Origin of the sequence: Pseudomonas sp. JV414, from assembly GCF_032424305.1 — a bacterium.
In the GTDB taxonomy this organism is placed as follows: Bacteria; Pseudomonadota; Gammaproteobacteria; order Pseudomonadales; family Pseudomonadaceae; genus Aquipseudomonas; species Aquipseudomonas lini.
In genome coordinates this window covers 260673-279863 of sequence record NZ_VYKC01000017.1, presented here as the reverse complement: position 1 = coordinate 279863, position 19191 = coordinate 260673, and the positions used below count along the sequence as shown (strand labels likewise).

The window sequence follows — 19191 nt, the reverse complement described above, 5'->3', positions numbered from 1 at the left end:
CGCAGCTCCCCTCTTGTCGCAAAACAAGAATAAGGAACCGTCATGTTCGATATCAGCACGTTCCCCAAAGCCGATGCCGTCCGCCGGGCTGCACAGTTAAGTCAAGACGACTACCAACGCCTGTACCGCCAATCCATCGAGCATCCCAGCACCTTCTGGGCCGAACAGGCCACACGCTTTCTCGACTGGAGCGCGCCGTGGCAAACCGTCCAGCGTTACGACCTGAAAACCGGTGAGGCAAGCTGGTTCGCTGGCGCAACGTTAAACGTCAGTTACAACTGCATCGACCGTCACCTGGAAAAGCGCGGCGATCAAATCGCGATCATCTGGGAAGGTGATGACCCCGCCGAATCCGCCCAGATCACCTACAAAAAACTCCATCACAACGTCTGTCGACTGGCCAACGTGCTCAAAAGCCGTGGCGTGAAGAAAGGCGACCGCGTGTGCATCTACATGCCGATGATCCCCGAAGCCGCCTATGCCATGCTCGCCTGCGCGCGCATCGGCGCGATTCATTCGGTGGTGTTCGGCGGCTTCTCCCCGGACTCGCTGCGTGACCGGATTCTCGACGCCGATTGCCGCACCGTGATCACTGCCGACGAAGGCGTGCGCGGCGGTAAATTCGTGCCGCTCAAACAGAACGTCGACACCGCGCTGCAAAGCTGCCCCGACGTGAACACCGTGATCGTGGTCGAACGCACCCAAGGCCAGGTTAACTGGGTCGACGATCGGGACATCTGGTACCACCAGGCTTTGCGCGACGTCAGCGATGACTGCCCGCCAGAGCCGATGGAGGCCGAAGACCCGCTGTTCATCCTCTACACCTCCGGCAGCACCGGTAAGCCCAAAGGCGTGCTGCACACCACCGGCGGCTACTTGCTGCAAGTCGCCATGACCTTCAAGTACGTGCTCGACTATCGCGATGGTGAAGTTTTCTGGTGCACCGCCGATGTCGGCTGGGTCACCGGCCACAGCTACATCGTCTACGGGCCGCTGGCCAACGGGGCGACCACGCTGATCTTCGAAGGTGTGCCGAGCTACCCCAGCACTTCGCGCTTCTGGCAGGTGATCGACAAGCACCACGTGAACATCTTCTACACCGCTCCGACCGCGTTGCGCGCGTTGATGCGTGAAGGCCCCGAGCCGCTGAAGGAAACGTCCCGCGAGAGCCTGCGGTTACTCGGTACCGTCGGTGAGCCGATCAACCCGGAAGCCTGGGAATGGTATTTCAATACGGTCGGCGAGCAGCGCTGCCCGATTGTCGATACCTGGTGGCAGACCGAAACCGGCGGCATCATGCTCAGCCCGCTGGTCAGCACCCAACGGATCAAACCTGGTTGCGCCACCCAACCGATGTTCGGCGTGCAACCGGTATTGCTCGACGAACACGGTAAGGAAATCAAAGGCGCCGGCAGCGGCATACTGGCCATCAAGTCCAGCTGGCCGGCGCAGATCCGCAGCGTCTACGGCGACCCGAAACGGATGATCGAAACCTACTTCAAGCCCTACCCCGGCTATTACTTCACCGGCGATGGTGCTCGCCGTGACGAGGACGGCGACTACTGGATCACCGGGCGCATCGACGACGTGATCAACGTCTCCGGGCACCGCATCGGCACGGCCGAAGTAGAAAGCGCACTGGTGCTGCACGACAGCATCGCCGAGGCCGCCGTAGTCGGTTACCCCCATGACGTCAAAGGCCAGGGCATCTATGCCTTCGTCACGCCCATGAATGGCACCGAACCCAACGACGAACTGAAGAAACAATTGCTGGCGCATGTCAGCAAGGAAATCGGCAGCTTCGCCAAACCGGACTTGATCCAATGGGCTCCGGCCTTGCCGAAAACCCGTTCGGGCAAGATCATGCGACGAATCCTGCGCAAGATCGCCTGCAACGAACTGGACAGCCTGGGCGACACCTCGACCCTCGCCGACCCGAGCGTGGTGCAAGGGCTGATTGATCAACGTCTGAACCAATGAGCCCTTGTTGTGTACTGGCCGTCGAACGCTAATCACATCCCTGTGGGAGCGAGGCTTGCCCGCGAAGAACGATAACTCGGTACAACAGATAAACCGCGTCATCGTTCTTCGCGGGCAAGCCTCGCTCCTACAGGTTCAGGTTCAGGTTCTTCATCGCCCAAGCTGTTAAACTCCCGCGCCCCCAATTCCCTCCTGCAAGGCGCCCAGCATGTCTTCCTTGAATCAGGCGCTGTGCGCCGCCCTCGATCGTCGCCAGGACCTGCTCGCCGAGCTGCATCAGCAAGGCACCGATTGCTATCGCCTGTTCCACGGCAGCCAGGAAGGCGCCGGCGGCCTGACTATCGATCGCTACGGCCCGCAACTGTTGGTGCAGAGTTTTCATCAGGCACTGGAGCGTGACGCCCTGCTGCAACTGCACGAGATCGTCAATCAACAGCTGGGCCTCGACACCCTGCTGGTCTACAACGACCGTTCCCGTGGCAACTCGCGCATCGACCGCGAAGACACCGTCTACCGCGCCGACGAAGCCGCCCTGCAAGATTTGATCGGCCACGAATGGGGACTGAACTACCGGGTTCGCGGGCGCCACGCTGGCCAGGACCCGTTGCTGTTTCTCGACCTGCGCAACGCTCGCGGCTGGGTCAAGGCGCACAGCAAAAACAAAAGTGTGTTGAACCTGTTTGCCTACACCTGTGGCGTTGGCCTCAGCGCTGCGGCGGGTGGGGCGAGCGAGGTGTGTAACCTGGACTTTGCCGAAGGCAATCTGGCGGTCGGCCGCGAGAACGGTCTGCTCAACCCGCAATTGCCAACGATGGAATTCATTCAGTCCGATTACTTCCCGGCGATTCGTCAACTGGCCGGCCTGCCGATCAGCCAGCGTCGCGGCCAGAAACTGCCGAGCTATCAACGTCTGGACCCACGTCAGTACGATCTGGTGCTGCTTGATCCTCCGGCCTGGGCCAAGAGTGCCTTCGGCACAGTCGACCTGTTGCGTGACTACCAGAGCCTGCTCAAACCGGCGCTGCTGACCACCGCTGACGATGGCGTGCTGATCTGCTGCAACAATCTGGCGAAGGTCAGCATGGACGATTGGCGCGAACAGGTTCTGCGCTGCGCAGAGAAGGCCGGTCGCCCGGTACGTGAGTGGACAGCGCTGACACCGGGCAGCGATTTCCCGTCGATGGACCAGCAGCCGCCGCTGAAAACGCTGATCCTGCAGCTCTGAAAATCCACGCCGATAATCAGATAAATCCTATAAAGCCTGGTTGCTTCGGAACCGCAAACGCATGCCATACTCCAAGGCACTCCGATTCCGACAAATGAAGCCGCACATGCCCAAAGGATTGATTCGCGCTATCGGCGCCTTGTTGACTGCCCTGGCTCTTTATAGCCTGCTGGGGTTTCTGATTTTGCCGGGCATCGCGTTGCGAATCGCCAACCAACAATTGGCCAACTACGCCACGACGCCCGCGACGATTTCACGGATCGAACTCAACCCATTCAGCCTCGAAGTCACCCTCTGGGGTCTGGTCATCGGCGAGCCGGGCAAGGAGCAAGTGGGCTTCGAACGTCTATACGCCAACTTGCAGATCGACAGCCTCTGGACCAAGGCGCTGCACCTGTCCGATATCGAACTGGACAAACCCAAGACCGAAATCCTCTTCAGCAAGGACGGCAAACTCAACCTGCTCGGCCTGTTCAAAATCCCCGCCAGCGAACCGACCCCGGTCGATCCGCAAGCCAAGCCATTCCCGCTGCGCGTGGAACGGATCAAACTGGTCAGCGGCTCCGTCCATTTCGAGGATGCACGCCCCAGCGAACCCATCGAATTCCTCTACGACAAACTCGATTTCGAACTGAAAAACCTCAGCACCTTGCCCGAAGACAGCGCCGACATGACGTTGGTGGCCATCGGCCCGGCAGGTGGACAGATCGACTGGACCGGTAACTTCAGCCTGATCCCGATCGCCTCCGAAGGTAAGCTGAAAATCACCGACGGCAAGATGAAATCCTTTTGGCCCTATGTGCGCGATGCTGTGCCGCTCGCACTCGAAGATGGCGTGGTCAGCCTCAGCACCGACTACAAACTCAACCTGGCCAAGGAAACCGAACTGCTGCTGAGCAACGTTGCCGTCAGCGTCGCGCCATTCGCCATCAAGACTGCGGACGGTCGACCGCTGGCGAAGCTCGAGCGGCTGGACATCAGCGAAACCACCGTGGACCTGGCCAAACAGCAAGTGGTGGTCGGCAAGATCCGCAGCCAGAAACTGGAAACCTGGGCCGCCCTCGAAGCCGATGGGCAACTCGATTGGCAAAAACTGTTCGCCAGCCAGCCGTCCAAAGCGGCCAACAAAGCCAATGCCGAGCCAGCCAGCGCGCCGGCAGTAGCCGATTCGCCGAAGCCTGAACCGACCGCGCCGAGCAAGCCTTGGCAGGTTCTGCTCAAAGACGTGCAGCTACGTGATTATCAGGTGCACCTTGCCGACCGCAAGGCCCAACCGGAGGTGGCGCTGGAGCTGGGCCCGCTGAACCTGGACCTGCAAAATTTCGACAGCCTCAATGGCTCACCTTTCAACCTCAAGCTCGACACCGGCGTGGGCAAGCAAGGCAAGATAACAGCAGATGGCGTGGTCAATCTGGCCCCGATCAGCGCCAAACTGAACGTGCAGACCAAGGACATCGATCTGCGCGTCGCCCAGTCCTACATCAACCCGTTCATTCGTCTCGAACTGCGCAGCGGCATGCTGGGCAGTGATCTGGCGGTCGACCTGAAAAGCACCGAACCGTTGGCGTTCAGCGTCACAGGTAAAGCCCAGGTCGATCAACTGCATACCCTCGACACCCTGAAGACCCGCGACTTCCTCAAGTGGCAACAGTTGGTGCTCGAAGGTCTGAACTATCAGCATGGCGACAGCCTGTCGATCGACAAGGTCAACCTGTTCCAGCCCTATGCGCGCTTCATGATCAACGATGATCGCACCACCAACATTGATGACCTGCTGATCCCGCAACCGGCCGATTCCGGCACCACAGCCGCCGCGGCCAAACCGGCAGCCGGAAAAGAAAAACCGCTGGGCATCCACATTGGCGGCATAGCCATCAATGATGGTTCGGCAAACTTCGCCGACTTCAGCCTGACCCCGAACTTCGCCACTGCTGTTCAACAGCTCAACGGGAAGATCGGCACCATCGACAGCCGCCAGGCAAAACCGGCCAGTGTCGACGTCAAAGGCAAGGTCGACCGCTATGCGCCGGTGACCATCAAGGGTTCGGTCAACCCGTTCGACCCGATGGCCAGCCTGGACATCGCCACCAGTTTCAAACGGATGGAACTGACCACCTTGACGCCCTACTCCGGCAAGTTCGCCGGTTACCGTATCCGCAAGGGCCGACTCAATCTCGACCTGCATTACAAGATCACCAACGGTCAGCTCCTGGCCGAAAACAAAGTGGTGGTCGAGCAGTTGCAACTGGGTGAAAAGGTCGACAGCCCGGACGCAGTGAGCCTGCCGCTGAAATTGGCGATTGCCTTGCTCAAGGATGTCGACGGCAAGATTTCCATCGAGCTGCCGGTGAGCGGCGACCTGAACAATCCACAGTTCAGTGTCATGCCTATTATCTGGCAGACCCTGCGCAACCTGATCGTGAAAGCGGCCGCAGCGCCATTCAAAATGATTGGCGGACTGGTCAGCGGTGGTGGTTCGGAAAACTTGGGCACCGTGGCATTCGCACCGGGTTCAAGCGACCTGAGCAAAGACGCTGAAGCGGCGCTGGTCAAACTGTCTCAGGCGCTCAAGGAGCGTCCGGCCCTGCGCCTGGAAATCGAAGGCACCGCCGCCAAGAGCAGCGATGGCCCGCTGATTGCCGAGCAACGTCTGGAGCGGGAATACCAGTACAACTACTACAAAATGCTCCAGCGCCGCGGTGACAAAGTACCGGCCCAGGCCTCGTTGCTGGAAGTGCCGGACAACGAGAAAGGCCCGCTGCTTGAAGGGATCTACCGCACACGCCTCAAGACTCAGCCGCCTGCCGAATGGAAGGACTTGGGCAAGGAAGAGCGCAGTAAAAAAATGCGTGAAGGCGTGATCGCGTTCTGGAGCTCCAGCGAGGTGCTGTTGCGTCAACTCGGGCAAGAACGAGCCAGCAGCATCAAGGATTATCTGGTGGACAAGGGTCAGTTGGCCGATGACCGCGTGTACTTCATCGACGCCAGCCTCGGCGAAGCAGAAAGCGATGGCCGGGTTATCACGCCTTTGCACCTGGATGCCGAGTGATGGGCACTCGCTGGCTTTTGAGCCTGGCTCTGATGCTGATTGCCGGCCAGGCAGCGGCGGCCGACACCTTGCGCTGCGGTAGTCAATTGATCAGCGTCGGGGACAGGGCCGACGAAGTGCTGCAAAAATGCGGAGAGCCTGTTGCCCGCGACGTGTTGGGCTACAAGCGCAGCGCCAATCGGCGGGAAGAGTTTCAGGTCGAGGAATGGACCTACGGGCCCAACAGCGGGATGTACCAGTACCTGCGCTTTGAAGGAAACCGGCTGGTTCGAATCACCAGCAAGCGTGGCAACTGAACAGATCAAAAGATCGCAGCCTTCGGCAGCTCCTACAGGTGTACTCATTCCCATGTAGGAGCTGCCGAAGGCTGCGATCTTTTGATCTTTCTTTTGATCTTTGTTCCCCAAAATAGAACAGGCCCCGACACGGATGCCGGGGCCTGTAATGGCCACGTCCTTGTGGCCTTCGCATGAACTCTCAAGTAGCGGCAGACGTATGACTCGGCCCGTCTACCGCACCTTCTCCCGGTCCAGGCGAGAAGCCTTGTCTTACTCGGATTTCAGGCCGTCAGCGGATACCGCTTTGACACCTTTGATGTTCTTGGCGATAGCCACGGCGGTTGTTTTCTGAGCGTCTGTCAGAACAGTCATGGAAGACAGGGAAACAACGCCTTTGTTGGTTTCGACTTTGATGTCGGTGCCTGGGATGCCTTTTTCGGTTACCAGGTCTGCTTTGACTTTGGTCGTGATCCAGGTATCGGAAACATCCTCTTTCGCTTCAGTAACTTCACCGGCGGCCAGCATCATGGGTGCCTGAGTCGCTTGGGTGGTCTGTGCAAATGCAGCGTTGGCCATGGTCAGGGTCAACGCGGTAGCAGTAGCGGCAGCGATAGCGAACTTCTTCATACGAGTAACTCCTGTATTTCTGGAAAGTCTGCTGCGTGTCTTGTCAGCAGGGTTACAGGAGATAGTGCGAACGCTGTGCCAACGACTCGATAAAAAATAAATACTTGCAAATCAACAGCTTATAAAAATAGGTGACTTTCGAAATCATGCAAATTGCATGACTACGAAATTATCTACATGCAACTTGCGGGTTTTAACGCAGGCCTAAGGCCATGAATTGTCGGGATTTTCTTGATTATCTAAATCGCCCTTAAATGCCGAGCAAAAAAATGCCCCGCGTCGTGGCGCGGGGCCTTTGAAGGATGAAAATGGATCAGGCGCCAGTGCAGCCTTTAGGCGCGTATTCCTGTTCAGCCGTGGTGGCACATGTCCAGCCACCGGTGAGTGTACGTGTAAGCGTAATGGTTTTGCTGAGCACCGGCCCTGGAGCGTTGAGAATCGTGCAGCCAATAGTGCCTGCACCGTCAGCGGCGGTACCCGATGCCGTAATCGTGCAATTACCGGTGGTCACCGTACCGCCGATCAGTGCGAGGGTGGGGTTAGTGCCCTGGTTGATGATGTCTTCGAAAGGCACTTTCAGTGCCGAAATTTCTGCAAGGGCAGCGGTTACTTTCGCCCGCGCCTGGTACTTCGAATACTGCGGCAATGCGAACGTTGCCAGAATCCCGATGATCGCCACCACGATCAGCAGTTCAATCAGGGTAAAACCATTTTGATTTTTCATAGACAGGCTCCATGCATGAGTCGAAATCTCATGATCTGAACAAGGCACAGCACAGGTCATGCCAAGCCGCGCGCGCCCCTGCCTGCGGGGCGCGAGATCACGCTAAAGACCTTTCCTACCCCAAGGATCCGCACTATCTGACACTTTTTGTCACCTCACCCCGGCTGGTTTGGTTCCACTGCTTGACTAGGCTATAAGACATTAACCGCCTGCGTCCGGAATCCCAATGAATGACATCGCCCTTAGCGGTCTGGCCAAGCAATTGGTGCTGGCCGAACTGATCACTGACCAAAGTGCGCAACAGGCGTATCAGCAGGCCCAACGCAATCGAATTTCGCTGGTCAGCTATCTGGTGCAAAACAAGCTGCTGAAAAGCTGGCAGGTCGCCGAGGTGGCCTCGGAACATTTCGGCATGGCCCTGCTGGACCTCAACTGCCTGGACAAGGACACCCAACCCCGAGGGCTGGTCAGCGAGAAGCTGATCCGTCAGCACCACGCCCTGCCCCTCTGGCGGCGTGGTAACAAGCTGTTCGTGGGGATTTCCGACCCGACCAATCATCAAGCCATCAACGACATCCAGTTCAGCACCGGGCTGAGTACCGAAGCCATTCTGGTGGAGGAAGACAAGCTCAGCGACGCCATCGAAAAATTCTTCGACAACCACTCCACTGGCCTGGAAGACATGGCCGATATCGACCTCGACGGGCTGGACATCGAGTCGGTCGATGAGCAGAAACAGGACCCCATTGCAGGGCAAGATACTGATGACGCGCCCGTGGTGCGATTCGTCCACAAGATGCTGCTCGATGCGATCAAGAGCGGCTCTTCCGACCTGCATTTCGAGCCCTATGAAAAAATCTACCGCGTGCGGATGCGCACCGATGGCATGCTGCGGGAGGTCGCCAGGCCGCCGACACAACTGGCCAACCGAATTGCGTCCCGGCTGAAGATCATGGCCAGCCTCGACATCTCCGAGCGACGCAAACCCCAGGACGGGCGAATCAAGATGCACCTGTCCAAAAGCAAGTCCATCGACTTTCGGGTCAACACTCTGCCGACCTTATGGGGCGAGAAAGTGGTGATACGGATCCTCGACCCGTCCAGTGCCCAAATGGGCATCGATGCCCTCGGCTACGAACCCGACCAGAAAGACCTGTACATGGCCGCCCTCAAGCAGCCACAGGGGATGATCCTGGTGACCGGCCCCACCGGCTCGGGCAAGACCGTGTCGCTCTATACCGGGCTGAACATCCTCAACACCGTCGACATCAATATTTCCACCGCCGAAGACCCGGTAGAAATCAACATTGAAGGCATCAACCAGGTCAACGTCAATCCGAGGCAGGGACTGGATTTCGCCCAGGCGTTGCGCTCGTTTCTGCGTCAGGACCCGGATGTGATCATGGTCGGCGAAATCCGCGACCTCGAAACCGCCGAAATCGCCATCAAGGCTGCCCAGACCGGGCACATGGTGCTTTCCACCCTGCACACCAACAGCGCCGCGCAAACCCTGACCCGCCTGCACAACATGGGGATTCAGGGGTTCAACATCGCGACCTCGGTCAGCCTGATCATCGCCCAGCGCCTGGCGCGCAAACTGTGCAGTCATTGCAAAAAGCCCATCGAGATTCCCCGCGAGGCATTGCTCAAAGAAGGCTTTCCCGAGGAACGCATCGGCTCGTTCACGATCTATGAACCGGTCGGTTGCGATCAGTGCAACAACGGTTACAAAGGGCGAGTAGGGATTTATGAAGTGGTAAAGAACACCCCAGACCTGCAGCGGCTGATCATGGCCGAAGGCAATTCACTGGAAATCGACATCCAGATGCGTAAGGACGGCTTCAACGACCTGCGTACTTCGGGCCTGCTCAAGGCCATGCAAGGCATCACCAGCCTTGAAGAAATCAACCGGGTCACGAAGGACTGAACATGGCGGTCAAAGCAGCGAAAATAAGCGTATATGCCTGGGAAGGCACAGACAAAAAAGGCACAAGAATGACCGGCGAATTGACCGGCCAGAATCCCGCGCTGATCAAGGCTCAGTTACGCAAGCAAGGGATCAACCCGGGCAAGGTGCGGAAAAAAACCGCGTCCATTTTCAGTGCCGGCAAACGCATCAAGGCCCTGGACATTGCCCTGTTTACCCGGCAGATGGCGACCATGATGAAAGCCGGCGTACCGCTGCTGCAATCGTTCGACATTATCGGCGAGGGCTTCGACAACCCGAACATGCGCAAGCTGGTGGACGAGGTGAAACAGGAAGTCGCGGCCGGTAACAGTTTCGCCGCCGCCCTGCGCAAAAAGCCCCAGTATTTCGATGAGCTGTACTGCAACCTGGTGGATGCCGGCGAACAGGCCGGCGCCCTGGATACCTTGCTGGAACGGGTGGCGACCTACAAGGAAAAGAGCGAAAGCCTCAAGGCCAAGATCAAGAAAGCCATGACCTACCCGCTGGCGGTGGTGTTCGTCGCGATCATTGTGACCGGTATTCTGCTGGTCAAGGTTGTGCCGCAGTTCGAGTCGGTGTTCTCGGGGTTTGGCGCCGAGCTGCCAGGGTTCACCGTGATGGTCATCGGCTTGTCGGAGTTCCTGCAGGCCTGGTGGTGGATGGTGCTCGGCATGCTGGGCGCGCTGGTCTTCGGCGTCCGCCATGCCTTTAAAAAGTCCCCGGGCTTTCGGGACCGGATGGACACCTGGCTGCTGAAACTGCCGTTGGTTGGCGCGCTCATGTACAAGTCCGCCGTGGCCCGTTACGCCCGCACCTTGTCGACGACATTTGCCGCCGGGGTGCCACTGGTCGAAGCCCTGGATTCAGTGGCAGGCGCGACCGGCAACATCGTGTTCAAGCGAGCGGTGTTACGCATCAAGCAGGATGTTTCCACCGGCATGCAGCTGAATTTTGCCATGCGCACCTCCGGCATCTTTCCGAACATGGCGATCCAGATGACGGCCATCGGCGAAGAGTCCGGCGCACTGGACGACATGCTCGACAAAGTCGCGAGTTTCTATGAGGACGAAGTGGATAACATGGTCGACAACCTGACCAGTCTGATGGAGCCTTTCATCATGGTGGTGCTGGGGGTTATCGTCGGCGGCCTGGTGGTTGCGATGTACCTGCCCATCTTCCAACTCGGCTCAGCGATCTGATATGTCCGTGAACGAATTTTTGAGTCTCGACCCGCTGGCCTTTACGATCACCGCATTGGTGATCGGCTTGCTGATCGGCAGTTTCCTCAACGTGGTGGTTTGGCGCCTGCCGAAAATGCTTGAGCGTGAATGGCGCTTGCAAGCCCATGACGTCCTGGATTTGCCACCCGAAGCCCCCGGCCCGGCTTACAACCTGATACTGCCTCACTCCGAGTGCCCCGACTGCGGCCATCGGATTCGAGCGTGGGAAAACATTCCCGTACTCAGTTATCTGTTTTTACGTGGGCGATGCTCGAACTGCGCGACGCCGATCAGCAAACGTTACCCGCTGACCGAACTGGCCTGCGGCGTACTGTCGGCGTTCGTCGCCTGGCATTTCGGTTTCGGCTGGCAGGCCTGCATGGTGCTGGTCCTGAGCTGGGGCCTGTTGGCGATGAGCCTGATCGACGCCGAACACCAGCTGTTGCCGGACGTGCTGGTGCTGCCGTTGATATGGCTGGGGTTGATCGTCAACAGCTTCGGGCTCTTCGTGTCTCTGCATGACGCGCTCTGGGGCGCGGTGGCCGGCTACATGGCGCTGTGGACGGTGTTCTGGCTGTTCAAGCTGATCACCGGCAAGGACGGCATGGGCTACGGTGACTTCAAGCTCTTGGCGATGCTTGGCGCTTGGGGCGGCTGGCAGATCTTGCCGCTGACCATCCTGCTGTCATCGTTGCTGGGCGCCATCATCGGGGTGATTTTGCTGCGCCTGCGGGATGCGAAAACCTCGACGCCGCTGCCCTTTGGCCCCTATCTGGCCATTTCCGGCTGGATTGCCTTGCTCTGGGGTGGTCAAATAACCGGCTTCTATTGGCAGTTTGTCGGTTTGAAATGAATACCCCTGTGGAAAAACCCTGGATTCTCGGCCTTACCGGCGGCATCGGCAGCGGCAAAAGCGCGGCCGCCCAACACTTTATCGACCTGGGTGTGCACGTGGTCGACGCTGATCATGCGGCTCGCTGGGTGGTCGAACCCGGTCGCCCGGCACTGGCGAAGATCGCCGAGCACTTTGGCCCCGGCGTGCTGCAAGCCGACGGCCAACTGGATCGCGCGGCGCTGCGCAAGCTGATCTTCGAAGTGCCGGATGAACGCCGCTGGCTCGAAGCACTGCTGCATCCGCTGATCGCCGAAGAAATCACCCACCATCTGTCCAAGGCACAATCGTCTTACGCGATTCTGGTTTCGCCGCTGCTGATCGAGTCCGGGCAGTACGCCATGACCCAACGGGTTTTGGTGATCGATGCTCCGGAACAGTTACAGATCGAACGCACGCTGCAGCGTGACCAGACCAGCGAACAGCAGGTCCAGGCGATCCTCAAGGCCCAGTCCAGCCGACAGGACCGCGTGAGCCATGCCGACGATGTGGTGGTCAACGACCGCGACCTCGCCTGGCTGCACAGCGAGGTCGAACGCCTGCATCACTTTTACCTTACTTTGCGTGGAGGCCAGTCATGAGCCAAACCCCAACCGTCGATTGCCCAACCTGTGGCGCCCCTGTCGAATGGAGCCCCGAGAACACATTCCGGCCGTTCTGCTCGGACCGCTGCAAACTGATCGACCTGGGCGCCTGGGCGTCGGAAGAACACAAGATCCCGGTGGGCCCGGATGCCGAGGACGAAATGTTCAGCGAAGACTTCGACCCGCGTCACTGATCACGCCCCTCAGGGCCGCATAAAGCCATAGTCCTGGCCCTCGTCGAGGTTCTCGGCGAGAAACCGCAACTCATCGGCCAGGTCTTCGATATTGCGTACCGCCTTGCTCTGCTGCACCACCGCACTGAGCAAGGCGCGCAGGCTCAATCCCGGATCGAAGCCCACCTCTTGCGCCACATCCAGACTCTGACGCAACTCCTGCCGGGCCCACTCATACACACTCATGCCATTGCTCCTGAAGGTTTTCCAGAGCATGGATTCGGCAACGTTTTTTGGATTTGATGTGGATCAAGATTTGGGATCGTCGTCCTTCCAGGGCGCCGAAAGGTAGCGCGTGCGATTGAACGTCTCCAGCCATTCGGGGCAGAACACCACCAATGCGCTGACCACCATGCCGTTGATAAATGCTTCGGGAAAAATCAGCAGCCATAGATAACCGACAAAATCTTCCAGCCAATAGGGCATGGCGAAACGTTCGTCGTACCACAGCAATGTGAGCGCCAGAATCAAACACAACAGGGCCGACAACGCAGCGGCAAAAAAACCGGAACAGAAGATGTACACAAAAGGATTACGCGGCTGCGCGCGCTCGACCAGAATCGCGCAGCACTCGGTAATCAGCACCGGCAGCAGAATCAGCAACGCGCCATTGACCCCCATGGCCGCCATGTCCTGCCGACCGAGCAGCACCAATCCCGCTTGCGCGACCAACCCGCCGACAATCGCCAACGGCCAATCCAGCAGTAATGTCACCGCCGTCATGCCGATGAAGTGATAGGACACGCCCGTGTCGAAGTCCCGTCGCACCAGCCAGAGCATGAACAGCGCGAACACCGTGCCGAACAACAGATGCTGACGGCGGCTGTCGCTGAACAGTTCGACCCAAGGGGCTCGCGCAATAGCCCAGATCAGCACCGGTACATAGATCAACCACCCCACCGTCAGGGTTTCGGAGGACAGTAACTCGGCACCGATCATGGCTGGGCACACTCCCTTGTCTGCCGAAAGAGAACAGGGCTTCAGTCTACACCGCCCTTTGTACGCCCTTCGACTTTGCTCCGTAGGGTCGTTTTACGATTGGGGCATATCCGTTACCGAAGAAACGGATATCTACACAATCAAAAAGAGGCCGCGATTGTTACGTTTCCTGCAAGGCTGAATCAGACCCAGGCCCCTTTATCGATTGCGGGCAAAGACTAAAATCCAAGCATCGGAATCGACACGGAGCACAGAAAAATGAAAACCTTGATCAGCCTGTTTCTGACCCTCGCCGCCACCTCGGCCCTGGCCGCCGGCAACGAGCCAGCCGCCACCTCGTACAACCCGGCGCAGCCGATGGACATCGCCAAGGTGGTTTCAGTGACGAACACCGCAACCGCCTGCGGGGTTGTGCCTGCGACCATGGAGTATGTCGATCATCAGGGCCAGACCCATCGCGTGACGTACGAAGTCATGGGTGACTGCACCACTGATCTGTGATCGCCCTGGTTCATAACAGCTTCCAGGTGTAACTGAGGATCAGGCGGTTTTCGTCGATATCGCTGCGGTAGTTGGAGCGCGCCATGACGTTGCGAACACGGATCCCGAGGCCTTTGAGACTGCCGCTCTGCAGCACATAGCCGATATCCAGATCGCGCTCGCGGTCCTTGCCTTCAAAGCCTTTGCCGGTATCGACATTGTTGCCGGTGATGTAGCGCACGGTGCTGGTCAGCCCCGGCACGCCGAGGGCCGCGAAATCGTAGTCGTAACGTGCCTGCCAGGAGCGTTCATCGGTGAAGGCAAACTCGTAGGTCGGCACTTCATTGCCCAGTGGCGAGATGTTGGCAAAAACTCGCGGGAAGGCGCTGTCGCCGAACATGCCCTGATAGCCGACATAAAACGTGTGGCCGCCGCGCTTGGCCGACAGCAAGGAGAAGAACGCCTGGTTGTCGATATTGCCCAGCAACTTTTTGCCGTCTTCACGCGAATCGTAATAGCCAAGGTTGGCGCCCAGGGTCCAGTCGCCCATCGGCTCGCTGTGCTTGAGGCCGAGAAAGCGCTGGTTGTAGATATCTTCCAGTTGCCCGAACCAGGCGCTGACCGAGCTGCGTTTGTCATTGAAGGCGTAATCGGCGCCAGCAAAGTTGAAACCATCGCTGCTGACCTGACGCTGCGGTACATGACCGAGCATGGCTTGCATCTTTTCGTCGCCGGCCTCGTTGCGCAGGCTGGTCGAATTCAAGTGGCCACCTTGCAAGGTCAGCCCATCAATCTCATTGGAGCTGATGCTCGCGCCCTGATAGCTGGGCGGCAGCAACCGGATATCGCTGAAGGCCAGCACCGGCACGTTGGGTTGCAACTCACCCACTTTCAGCTCGGTCTTGGAGTAACGCATCTTCAGCGCACCTTCCAGACGGCTGTACTCATTCGCTGCGCGCCCGTTATCGCGCACCGGCAGCAAACCGGTGTTGACCCGGTCCGGACTGCTGTCGAGCTTGAGGCCGAGCAGGCCAATGACATCCACACCAAAACCGACCGGGCCCTGGGTATAACCGGATTTGACGTTGAGGATGAAGCCTTGCGCCCACTCTTCGGCCTTCGACTGTTGATTGGCCCCGACGATGTCCGAGAAGTCCCGGCTGAAGTAATAGTTACGCGCCTGCAAGGTGGCCGTGGTGTCTTCGATGAAGCCTCCCTCGGCAGCCATCACGCCACTGGAAAAAATCGAGACGAACGCCAGGGACAACACTGAACCGGTTGTTGGAAGAATCTGTTTCATCGTTTTTTCTCTTATTTTTATTGATCGACAGGTTGAAGTACTTCAGTCGCAGCGGTTTCGCTGCGTGGGACGGGACGCCCCGCGCTCAACAGCACGTGCGTGACCATGCCGAAAATCAATCCCCAGAAAGCGGCGGACAGACCAAACAGCGACATGCCCGAGGCGGTGGTGAGAAAGGTCACCAACGCGGCTTCGCGATCGCTCGGTACCGCCATTGCGCCGGCCAACGCCCCGGCTATCGCCGCGAACAGCGCCAGCCCGGCCAGGGCCGCGATCAGTTCCTTGGGGAACGCCGAAAACAACGAAACCAGCGTGGCACCGAAGATCCCCAGCACCAGGTAACACAGCCCGCCCACGACCCCGGCCACATAGCGTTTACGCGGATTTTCATGGGCCTCGCGACCGGTACAAATGGCCGCGGTAATCGCCGCCAGATTCAACCCGTGACAACCAAACGGCGCTAACAGCGCAGTGCCCAACGCGCTACTGGCGATGATCGGGCCCGCCGGCGTTGTGTAGCCGCTGGCACGCAGCACCGCCATGCCGGGAACAAACTGGCCGGTCAGCGCCACCATCACCAGCGGCAACGCGACATTCAGGGTCGCGCTCAGGCTGAACACGGGGGTGATCCATACCGGCGTGGCCAAACCGATCACCAGCGCTTCGCGGTGCAAATCACCTGCGAGATACGCGATGGAACAGCCCACCAGCAGCACCATCAACACCGCATAGCGCGGCATCACCCGCTTGCAGATCAGGTACGTGGCAAACATCGCCAGCACCAGCAGCGGCTTGCCTTGTAGCGAGACGAACAACCCCGTACCGAAGCTGAACAGAATCCCCGCCAGCATCGCCGCCGCAATCGCCGCGGGCAGTTTGCCGATGATCCGGTCAAAAGCCCCCGACACCCCGACCAGAAAGACAATCAGGCTGCTGACCAGATAAGCACCCACCGCCTCCGGCATGGAGATTCCCGGCAACAATGCCACCAGCAATGCCGAACCCGGTGCCGACCACGCGATGATTACCGGGACGCGGTAACGCAGGCTCAAACCGATGCCGAGCACGGCGCTGCCGATGGAAATCGCCCAGATCCAGGACGACAACACTTCCCGCGAGAGATGTGCCGTTTCAGCTGCCTGAAAGATGATCACCAACGGGCCTGCGTAGGAAATCACCGTGGCGATAAATCCGGCGACGGCGGCTGACAGGGAAAAGTCCCGCAATAGAGCTTTCATGACTCAAGCGCCGGTCGATGACAGCACTTGGCTGACACCAGAAGCGCTGCGCTGACTGCTAATGGCGAACACAGTCATGGCGACGGCGGCCACCGCACCGGGCAAGGCAAACGCCATGAAGTTCAGTTGCAGCGGCAGGCTGATCCCCAGTAAGGCACCGCCCAACAGTGGACCGACGATGGCACCGTTGCGGCCGATACCCGACGCCCAACCCAAACCGGTGGAGCGAATGGTCATGGAGTAGAACTGTGCGGCGCAGGCGTACAACAGAATCTGCGAGCCGATAGTGGTGGCGCCGGCAAGGGCGATCAGCAGGTACAACACCGGCATCGGACTGTTGAAGCCCAGCAAACTGATCGATACCGCAGCTACAACGAAGAACACCGCCAACACGCGCGGCAGATTGAGCTTGTCACCCAGCACCCCGCCGCCGACCGCGCCGAATATGGCCCCGAAGTTGAGCACCAGCAGGAACGACAGACTCGAGCCCAGGCTGTAACCGGCGTTGGCCATCAGTTTCGGCAGCCAGGAACTCAAGGCGTAAACCATCAGCAAGCAGCAGAAGAACGCCAGCCACAGCATCAGCGTGCGCAACGCACGGCCCTCACGGAACAGTTGCAACACCGGGGTGCCAGTGCCCTTCACTTCGCTCATGTGCAACTGATCGCTGGCGAGTGCAACGTAAGCCGGGTCAACCCGCTCCAGAACGTTGCGCGCCTCGTCATTGCGCCCCTGACGCAGCATGAAACCCACCGATTCGGGCAGGAAGTACATGATCAGCGGCAATAACAGCAACGGCAGCACCGCCACGTAAAACACTGACTGCCAGCCGAAACTCGGGATCAGCACGATGCCGAGCCCCGCCGAGAGCATGCCGCCCACCGAGTAGCCGCTGAACATGATCGCCACCAGCGTGCTGCGAATTTTCTTCGGCGCGTACTCGTTCATCAGCGCCACAACGTTGGGCATCACCCCGCCGATGCCCAGCCCGGCAATGAACCGGCAGAGGCCAAACTCGGTGGGGTTACGGGCAAAACCATTGAGCACGGTAAAACCGCTGAAGAGCACCACGCAGATCGTGATGGCTTTCTTGCGGCCGATCTTGTCCGACAGCGGACCGAAAAACAGCGCGCCGAACATCATCCCGAACAAGGCATAGCTGCCCAATGCGCCGGCTTGCAGGGGACTGAGCCCCCACTCTTTCATCAGCATCGGCAACACCACGCCGTAGATCACCAAATCGTATCCGTCGAAGATGATGATCAGGGCGCACCAGAACAGCACCATCCAGTGAAAGCGGTTGAATCGAGCGTTGTCGATAACCTCATGTACGTCGATCTTGCGCATGGCATCTATCTCTTGTTGTTGTTTTTTTAAGAGTCGGTAACGCGGCTAACGTCCGTACAGCCGAGGGTAGAGACGCCGGGCACGGGGCAATAGCCGCTTTGCGCAGATCGCTATCCGTTTAGTGCAATGTTTCAAGGAGCCTGCAGTAACCCTGTAGAGGGTTGAACCATGGACTAGACTCACGCGGTTGGTATGGAGTTAAACGTCAAGAGCAGAGGGCCGTCTACGACGCCAGTTTTGCTCGAAGCAATACGACTGGCATAGGTGAGGCTTGGGTCATGGCAAAGGACAAGAAGAAAACCCCTGTTAAAAGTAACGCCGCTGAACCTTTGAAACTGAAGAACAAAGACTACCTTGAGCAGTTACGCCGACTTCATGTCGAAATGGTCAAGTTGCAGGAGTGGGTAAAAGCCAAGGGCATCAAGATCTGTATCGTCTTCGAGGGACGCGACGGCGCCGGCAAGGGTGGGACGATCAAGGCGCTCACCGAGAGGGTGAGCCCGCGCGTCTTTCGGGTGGTGGCGCTACCTGCACCGACCGATCGCGAGAAGAGCCAGATGTACATGCAGCGCTACATGGCGCACATGCCAGCGGCTGGCGAAGTGGTGATCTTCGATCGCAGTTGGTACAACCGCGCAGGGGTCGAGCGTGTGATGGGATTTTGTACCGATGAGCAGGTCACCCGTTTCCTGAGCCTGACCCCCCTCATGGAACGCATGATGGTCGACTCGGGCGTAATCCTGTTCAAGTACTGGCTGGAAGTCAGCGAAGAGGAGCAGACCCGCCGGCTCGAGGCGCGGATCAAGGATGGCCGCAAAACCTGGAAACTGACGCCAATGGATCTCAAGTCATACAGCCGCTGGTATGACTACTCACGCGCACGTGACGACATGTTCAAGGCGACCGACACCGAACATGCTCCGTGGCTTGTGGCCAACTCAAACGACAAGAAGCGGGCCCGCCTCAACATCATCTCTGATTTGCTCAGCCGCATTCCGTACAAGAATGTACCGCGCGAGAAGGTGATTTTGCCCAAACGGCAGAAATCAGGCGGCTATCGTGAACCGAATTATCCGCTGCGGCGAATTCCGGAAAAATTCTGACCGGCACGTTCAAGCGGATCTGCG

18 protein-coding genes are annotated in these 19191 nt (G+C 58.7%); 11 read left to right on the top strand and 7 right to left on the bottom strand.

All coding sequences use genetic code 11. From position 1 onward, the window contains the following. Positions 1–42 precede the first annotated feature (42 nt). The 4 genes from acs (at position 43) to F6R97_RS19090 (ending at position 6550) form a co-directional block, all read left to right on the top strand. Positions 43–1980, top strand: coding sequence for an acetate--CoA ligase (acs, locus tag F6R97_RS19105; RefSeq protein WP_038981527.1), 1938 nt, complete (start codon positions 43–45; stop codon positions 1978–1980). Between the two features lie 208 nt (positions 1981–2188). Further along, positions 2189–3205 (top strand): class I SAM-dependent rRNA methyltransferase, encoded by a 1017-nt coding sequence (locus tag F6R97_RS19100; protein ID WP_063342503.1) that lies wholly within the window; start codon positions 2189–2191, stop codon positions 3203–3205. Positions 3206–3266: 61 nt separating this feature from the next. Beyond that, positions 3267–6254 (top strand): DUF748 domain-containing protein, encoded by a 2988-nt coding sequence (locus F6R97_RS19095; RefSeq protein WP_315866936.1) that lies wholly within the window; start codon positions 3267–3269, stop codon positions 6252–6254. Beyond that, a complete protein-coding gene (locus F6R97_RS19090) occupies positions 6254–6550 on the top strand; it encodes a DUF2845 domain-containing protein (protein WP_048396493.1) in 297 nt (98 codons plus the stop codon). Before F6R97_RS19095 ends, F6R97_RS19090 begins: the two co-directional genes overlap by 1 nt. A 252-nt stretch (positions 6551–6802) precedes the next feature. Here F6R97_RS19090 and F6R97_RS19085 read toward each other — a convergent pair whose 3' ends face one another. Beyond that, positions 6803–7159, bottom strand: a complete 357-nt coding sequence (locus tag F6R97_RS19085) for a BON domain-containing protein (RefSeq protein WP_048396492.1) — start codon at positions 7157–7159, stop codon at positions 6803–6805. A 313-nt stretch (positions 7160–7472) separates the two neighbouring features. Continuing rightward, a complete protein-coding gene (locus tag F6R97_RS19080) occupies positions 7473–7883 on the bottom strand; it encodes a pilin (protein ID WP_038981523.1) in 411 nt (136 codons plus the stop codon). A 226-nt stretch (positions 7884–8109) separates the two neighbouring features. Here F6R97_RS19080 and pilB point away from each other — a divergent pair, with 226 nt between their 5' ends. Genes pilB through yacG form a run of 5 tightly spaced genes read left to right on the top strand, consistent with a single transcriptional unit; the run spans position 8110 to position 12721 of the window. After that, positions 8110–9810, top strand: a complete 1701-nt coding sequence (gene pilB, locus F6R97_RS19075; protein WP_315866935.1) for a type IV-A pilus assembly ATPase PilB — start codon at positions 8110–8112, stop codon at positions 9808–9810. 2 nt (positions 9811–9812) lie between these two features. After that, positions 9813–11030 (top strand): type II secretion system F family protein, encoded by a 1218-nt coding sequence (locus F6R97_RS19070; RefSeq protein ID WP_038981521.1) that lies wholly within the window; start codon positions 9813–9815, stop codon positions 11028–11030. A gap of 1 nt (position 11031) precedes the next feature. Further along, the gene (locus tag F6R97_RS19065) at positions 11032–11904 is read left to right on the top strand and encodes a prepilin peptidase (RefSeq protein WP_038981520.1); all 873 of its coding nucleotides are present in this window, start codon (positions 11032–11034) and stop codon (positions 11902–11904) included. Next, a complete protein-coding gene (coaE, locus tag F6R97_RS19060) occupies positions 11901–12524 on the top strand; it encodes a dephospho-CoA kinase (RefSeq protein WP_315866934.1) in 624 nt (207 codons plus the stop codon). Before F6R97_RS19065 ends, coaE begins: the two co-directional genes overlap by 4 nt. Next, entirely contained in the window at positions 12521–12721 is a 201-nt protein-coding gene (gene yacG, locus F6R97_RS19055) for a DNA gyrase inhibitor YacG (protein ID WP_038981518.1), read from the top strand. The genes coaE and yacG overlap by 4 nt, the downstream gene beginning before the upstream one ends. A gap of 9 nt (positions 12722–12730) precedes the next feature. On the opposite strand, the gene F6R97_RS19050 is transcribed toward yacG, so the two are convergent. Next, positions 12731–12946, bottom strand: coding sequence for a hypothetical protein (locus F6R97_RS19050; protein ID WP_007938959.1), 216 nt, complete (start codon positions 12944–12946; stop codon positions 12731–12733). 63 nt (positions 12947–13009) lie between these two features. Beyond that, positions 13010–13699 carry an energy-coupling factor ABC transporter permease gene (locus tag F6R97_RS19045; RefSeq protein ID WP_038981517.1) on the bottom strand — a complete coding sequence of 230 codons (690 nt, stop codon included), beginning with the start codon at positions 13697–13699 and terminating at the stop codon, positions 13010–13012. Between the two features lie 258 nt (positions 13700–13957). Here F6R97_RS19045 and F6R97_RS19040 point away from each other — a divergent pair, with 258 nt between their 5' ends. Beyond that, positions 13958–14200: a DUF2790 domain-containing protein gene (locus F6R97_RS19040; protein ID WP_050681447.1), complete on the top strand. Its 243-nt coding sequence runs from the start codon at positions 13958–13960 to the stop codon at positions 14198–14200. Positions 14201–14210: 10 nt separating this feature from the next. Here the strand turns inward: F6R97_RS19040 and F6R97_RS19035 are convergent, their stop codons facing one another. Genes F6R97_RS19035 through F6R97_RS19025 form a run of 3 tightly spaced genes read right to left on the bottom strand, consistent with a single transcriptional unit; the run spans position 14211 to position 18064 of the window. Further along, positions 14211–15479 (bottom strand): OprD family porin, encoded by a 1269-nt coding sequence (locus F6R97_RS19035; RefSeq protein ID WP_050681445.1) that lies wholly within the window; start codon positions 15477–15479, stop codon positions 14211–14213. Positions 15480–15496: 17 nt separating this feature from the next. Then, a complete protein-coding gene (locus F6R97_RS19030; RefSeq protein WP_315866933.1) occupies positions 15497–16717 on the bottom strand; it encodes a benzoate/H(+) symporter BenE family transporter in 1221 nt (406 codons plus the stop codon). Positions 16718–16720: 3 nt separating this feature from the next. After that, positions 16721–18064: an aromatic acid/H+ symport family MFS transporter gene (locus F6R97_RS19025; protein ID WP_038981513.1), complete on the bottom strand. Its 1344-nt coding sequence runs from the start codon at positions 18062–18064 to the stop codon at positions 16721–16723. 278 nt (positions 18065–18342) lie between these two features. Here F6R97_RS19025 and ppk2 point away from each other — a divergent pair, with 278 nt between their 5' ends. After that, positions 18343–19167, top strand: a complete 825-nt coding sequence (gene ppk2, locus F6R97_RS19020; RefSeq protein WP_038981512.1) for a polyphosphate kinase 2 — start codon at positions 18343–18345, stop codon at positions 19165–19167. Positions 19168–19191: the final 24 nt, after the last annotated feature.

Excerpts from the sequence above, each read along its gene's own strand:
- F6R97_RS19050 (WP_007938959.1), bottom strand. The coding sequence starts at position 12,946 with ATGAGTGTGTATGAGTGGGCCCGGCAGGAGTTGCGTCAGAGTCTGGAT.
- pilB (WP_315866935.1), top strand. The coding sequence starts at position 8,110 with ATGAATGACATCGCCCTTAGCGGTCTGGCCAAGCAATTGGTGCTGGCC.
- F6R97_RS19085 (WP_048396492.1), bottom strand. The coding sequence starts at position 7,159 with ATGAAGAAGTTCGCTATCGCTGCCGCTACTGCTACCGCGTTGACCCTG.
- F6R97_RS19065 (WP_038981520.1), top strand. The coding sequence starts at position 11,032 with ATGTCCGTGAACGAATTTTTGAGTCTCGACCCGCTGGCCTTTACGATC.
- F6R97_RS19080 (WP_038981523.1), bottom strand. The coding sequence starts at position 7,883 with ATGAAAAATCAAAATGGTTTTACCCTGATTGAACTGCTGATCGTGGTG.
- F6R97_RS19095 (WP_315866936.1), top strand. The coding sequence starts at position 3,267 with ATGCCATACTCCAAGGCACTCCGATTCCGACAAATGAAGCCGCACATG.
- F6R97_RS19045 (WP_038981517.1), bottom strand. The coding sequence starts at position 13,699 with ATGATCGGTGCCGAGTTACTGTCCTCCGAAACCCTGACGGTGGGGTGG.
- F6R97_RS19040 (WP_050681447.1), top strand. The coding sequence starts at position 13,958 with ATGAAAACCTTGATCAGCCTGTTTCTGACCCTCGCCGCCACCTCGGCC.
- F6R97_RS19035 (WP_050681445.1), bottom strand. The coding sequence starts at position 15,479 with ATGAAACAGATTCTTCCAACAACCGGTTCAGTGTTGTCCCTGGCGTTC.
- F6R97_RS19025 (WP_038981513.1), bottom strand. The coding sequence starts at position 18,064 with ATGCGCAAGATCGACGTACATGAGGTTATCGACAACGCTCGATTCAAC.
- coaE (WP_315866934.1), top strand. The coding sequence starts at position 11,901 with ATGAATACCCCTGTGGAAAAACCCTGGATTCTCGGCCTTACCGGCGGC.
- F6R97_RS19090 (WP_048396493.1), top strand. The coding sequence starts at position 6,254 with ATGGGCACTCGCTGGCTTTTGAGCCTGGCTCTGATGCTGATTGCCGGC.
- F6R97_RS19030 (WP_315866933.1), bottom strand. The coding sequence starts at position 16,717 with ATGAAAGCTCTATTGCGGGACTTTTCCCTGTCAGCCGCCGTCGCCGGA.
- F6R97_RS19070 (WP_038981521.1), top strand. The coding sequence starts at position 9,813 with ATGGCGGTCAAAGCAGCGAAAATAAGCGTATATGCCTGGGAAGGCACA.
- yacG (WP_038981518.1), top strand. The coding sequence starts at position 12,521 with ATGAGCCAAACCCCAACCGTCGATTGCCCAACCTGTGGCGCCCCTGTC.
- ppk2 (WP_038981512.1), top strand. The coding sequence starts at position 18,343 with ATGGCAAAGGACAAGAAGAAAACCCCTGTTAAAAGTAACGCCGCTGAA.
- F6R97_RS19100 (WP_063342503.1), top strand. The coding sequence starts at position 2,189 with ATGTCTTCCTTGAATCAGGCGCTGTGCGCCGCCCTCGATCGTCGCCAG.
- acs (WP_038981527.1), top strand. The coding sequence starts at position 43 with ATGTTCGATATCAGCACGTTCCCCAAAGCCGATGCCGTCCGCCGGGCT.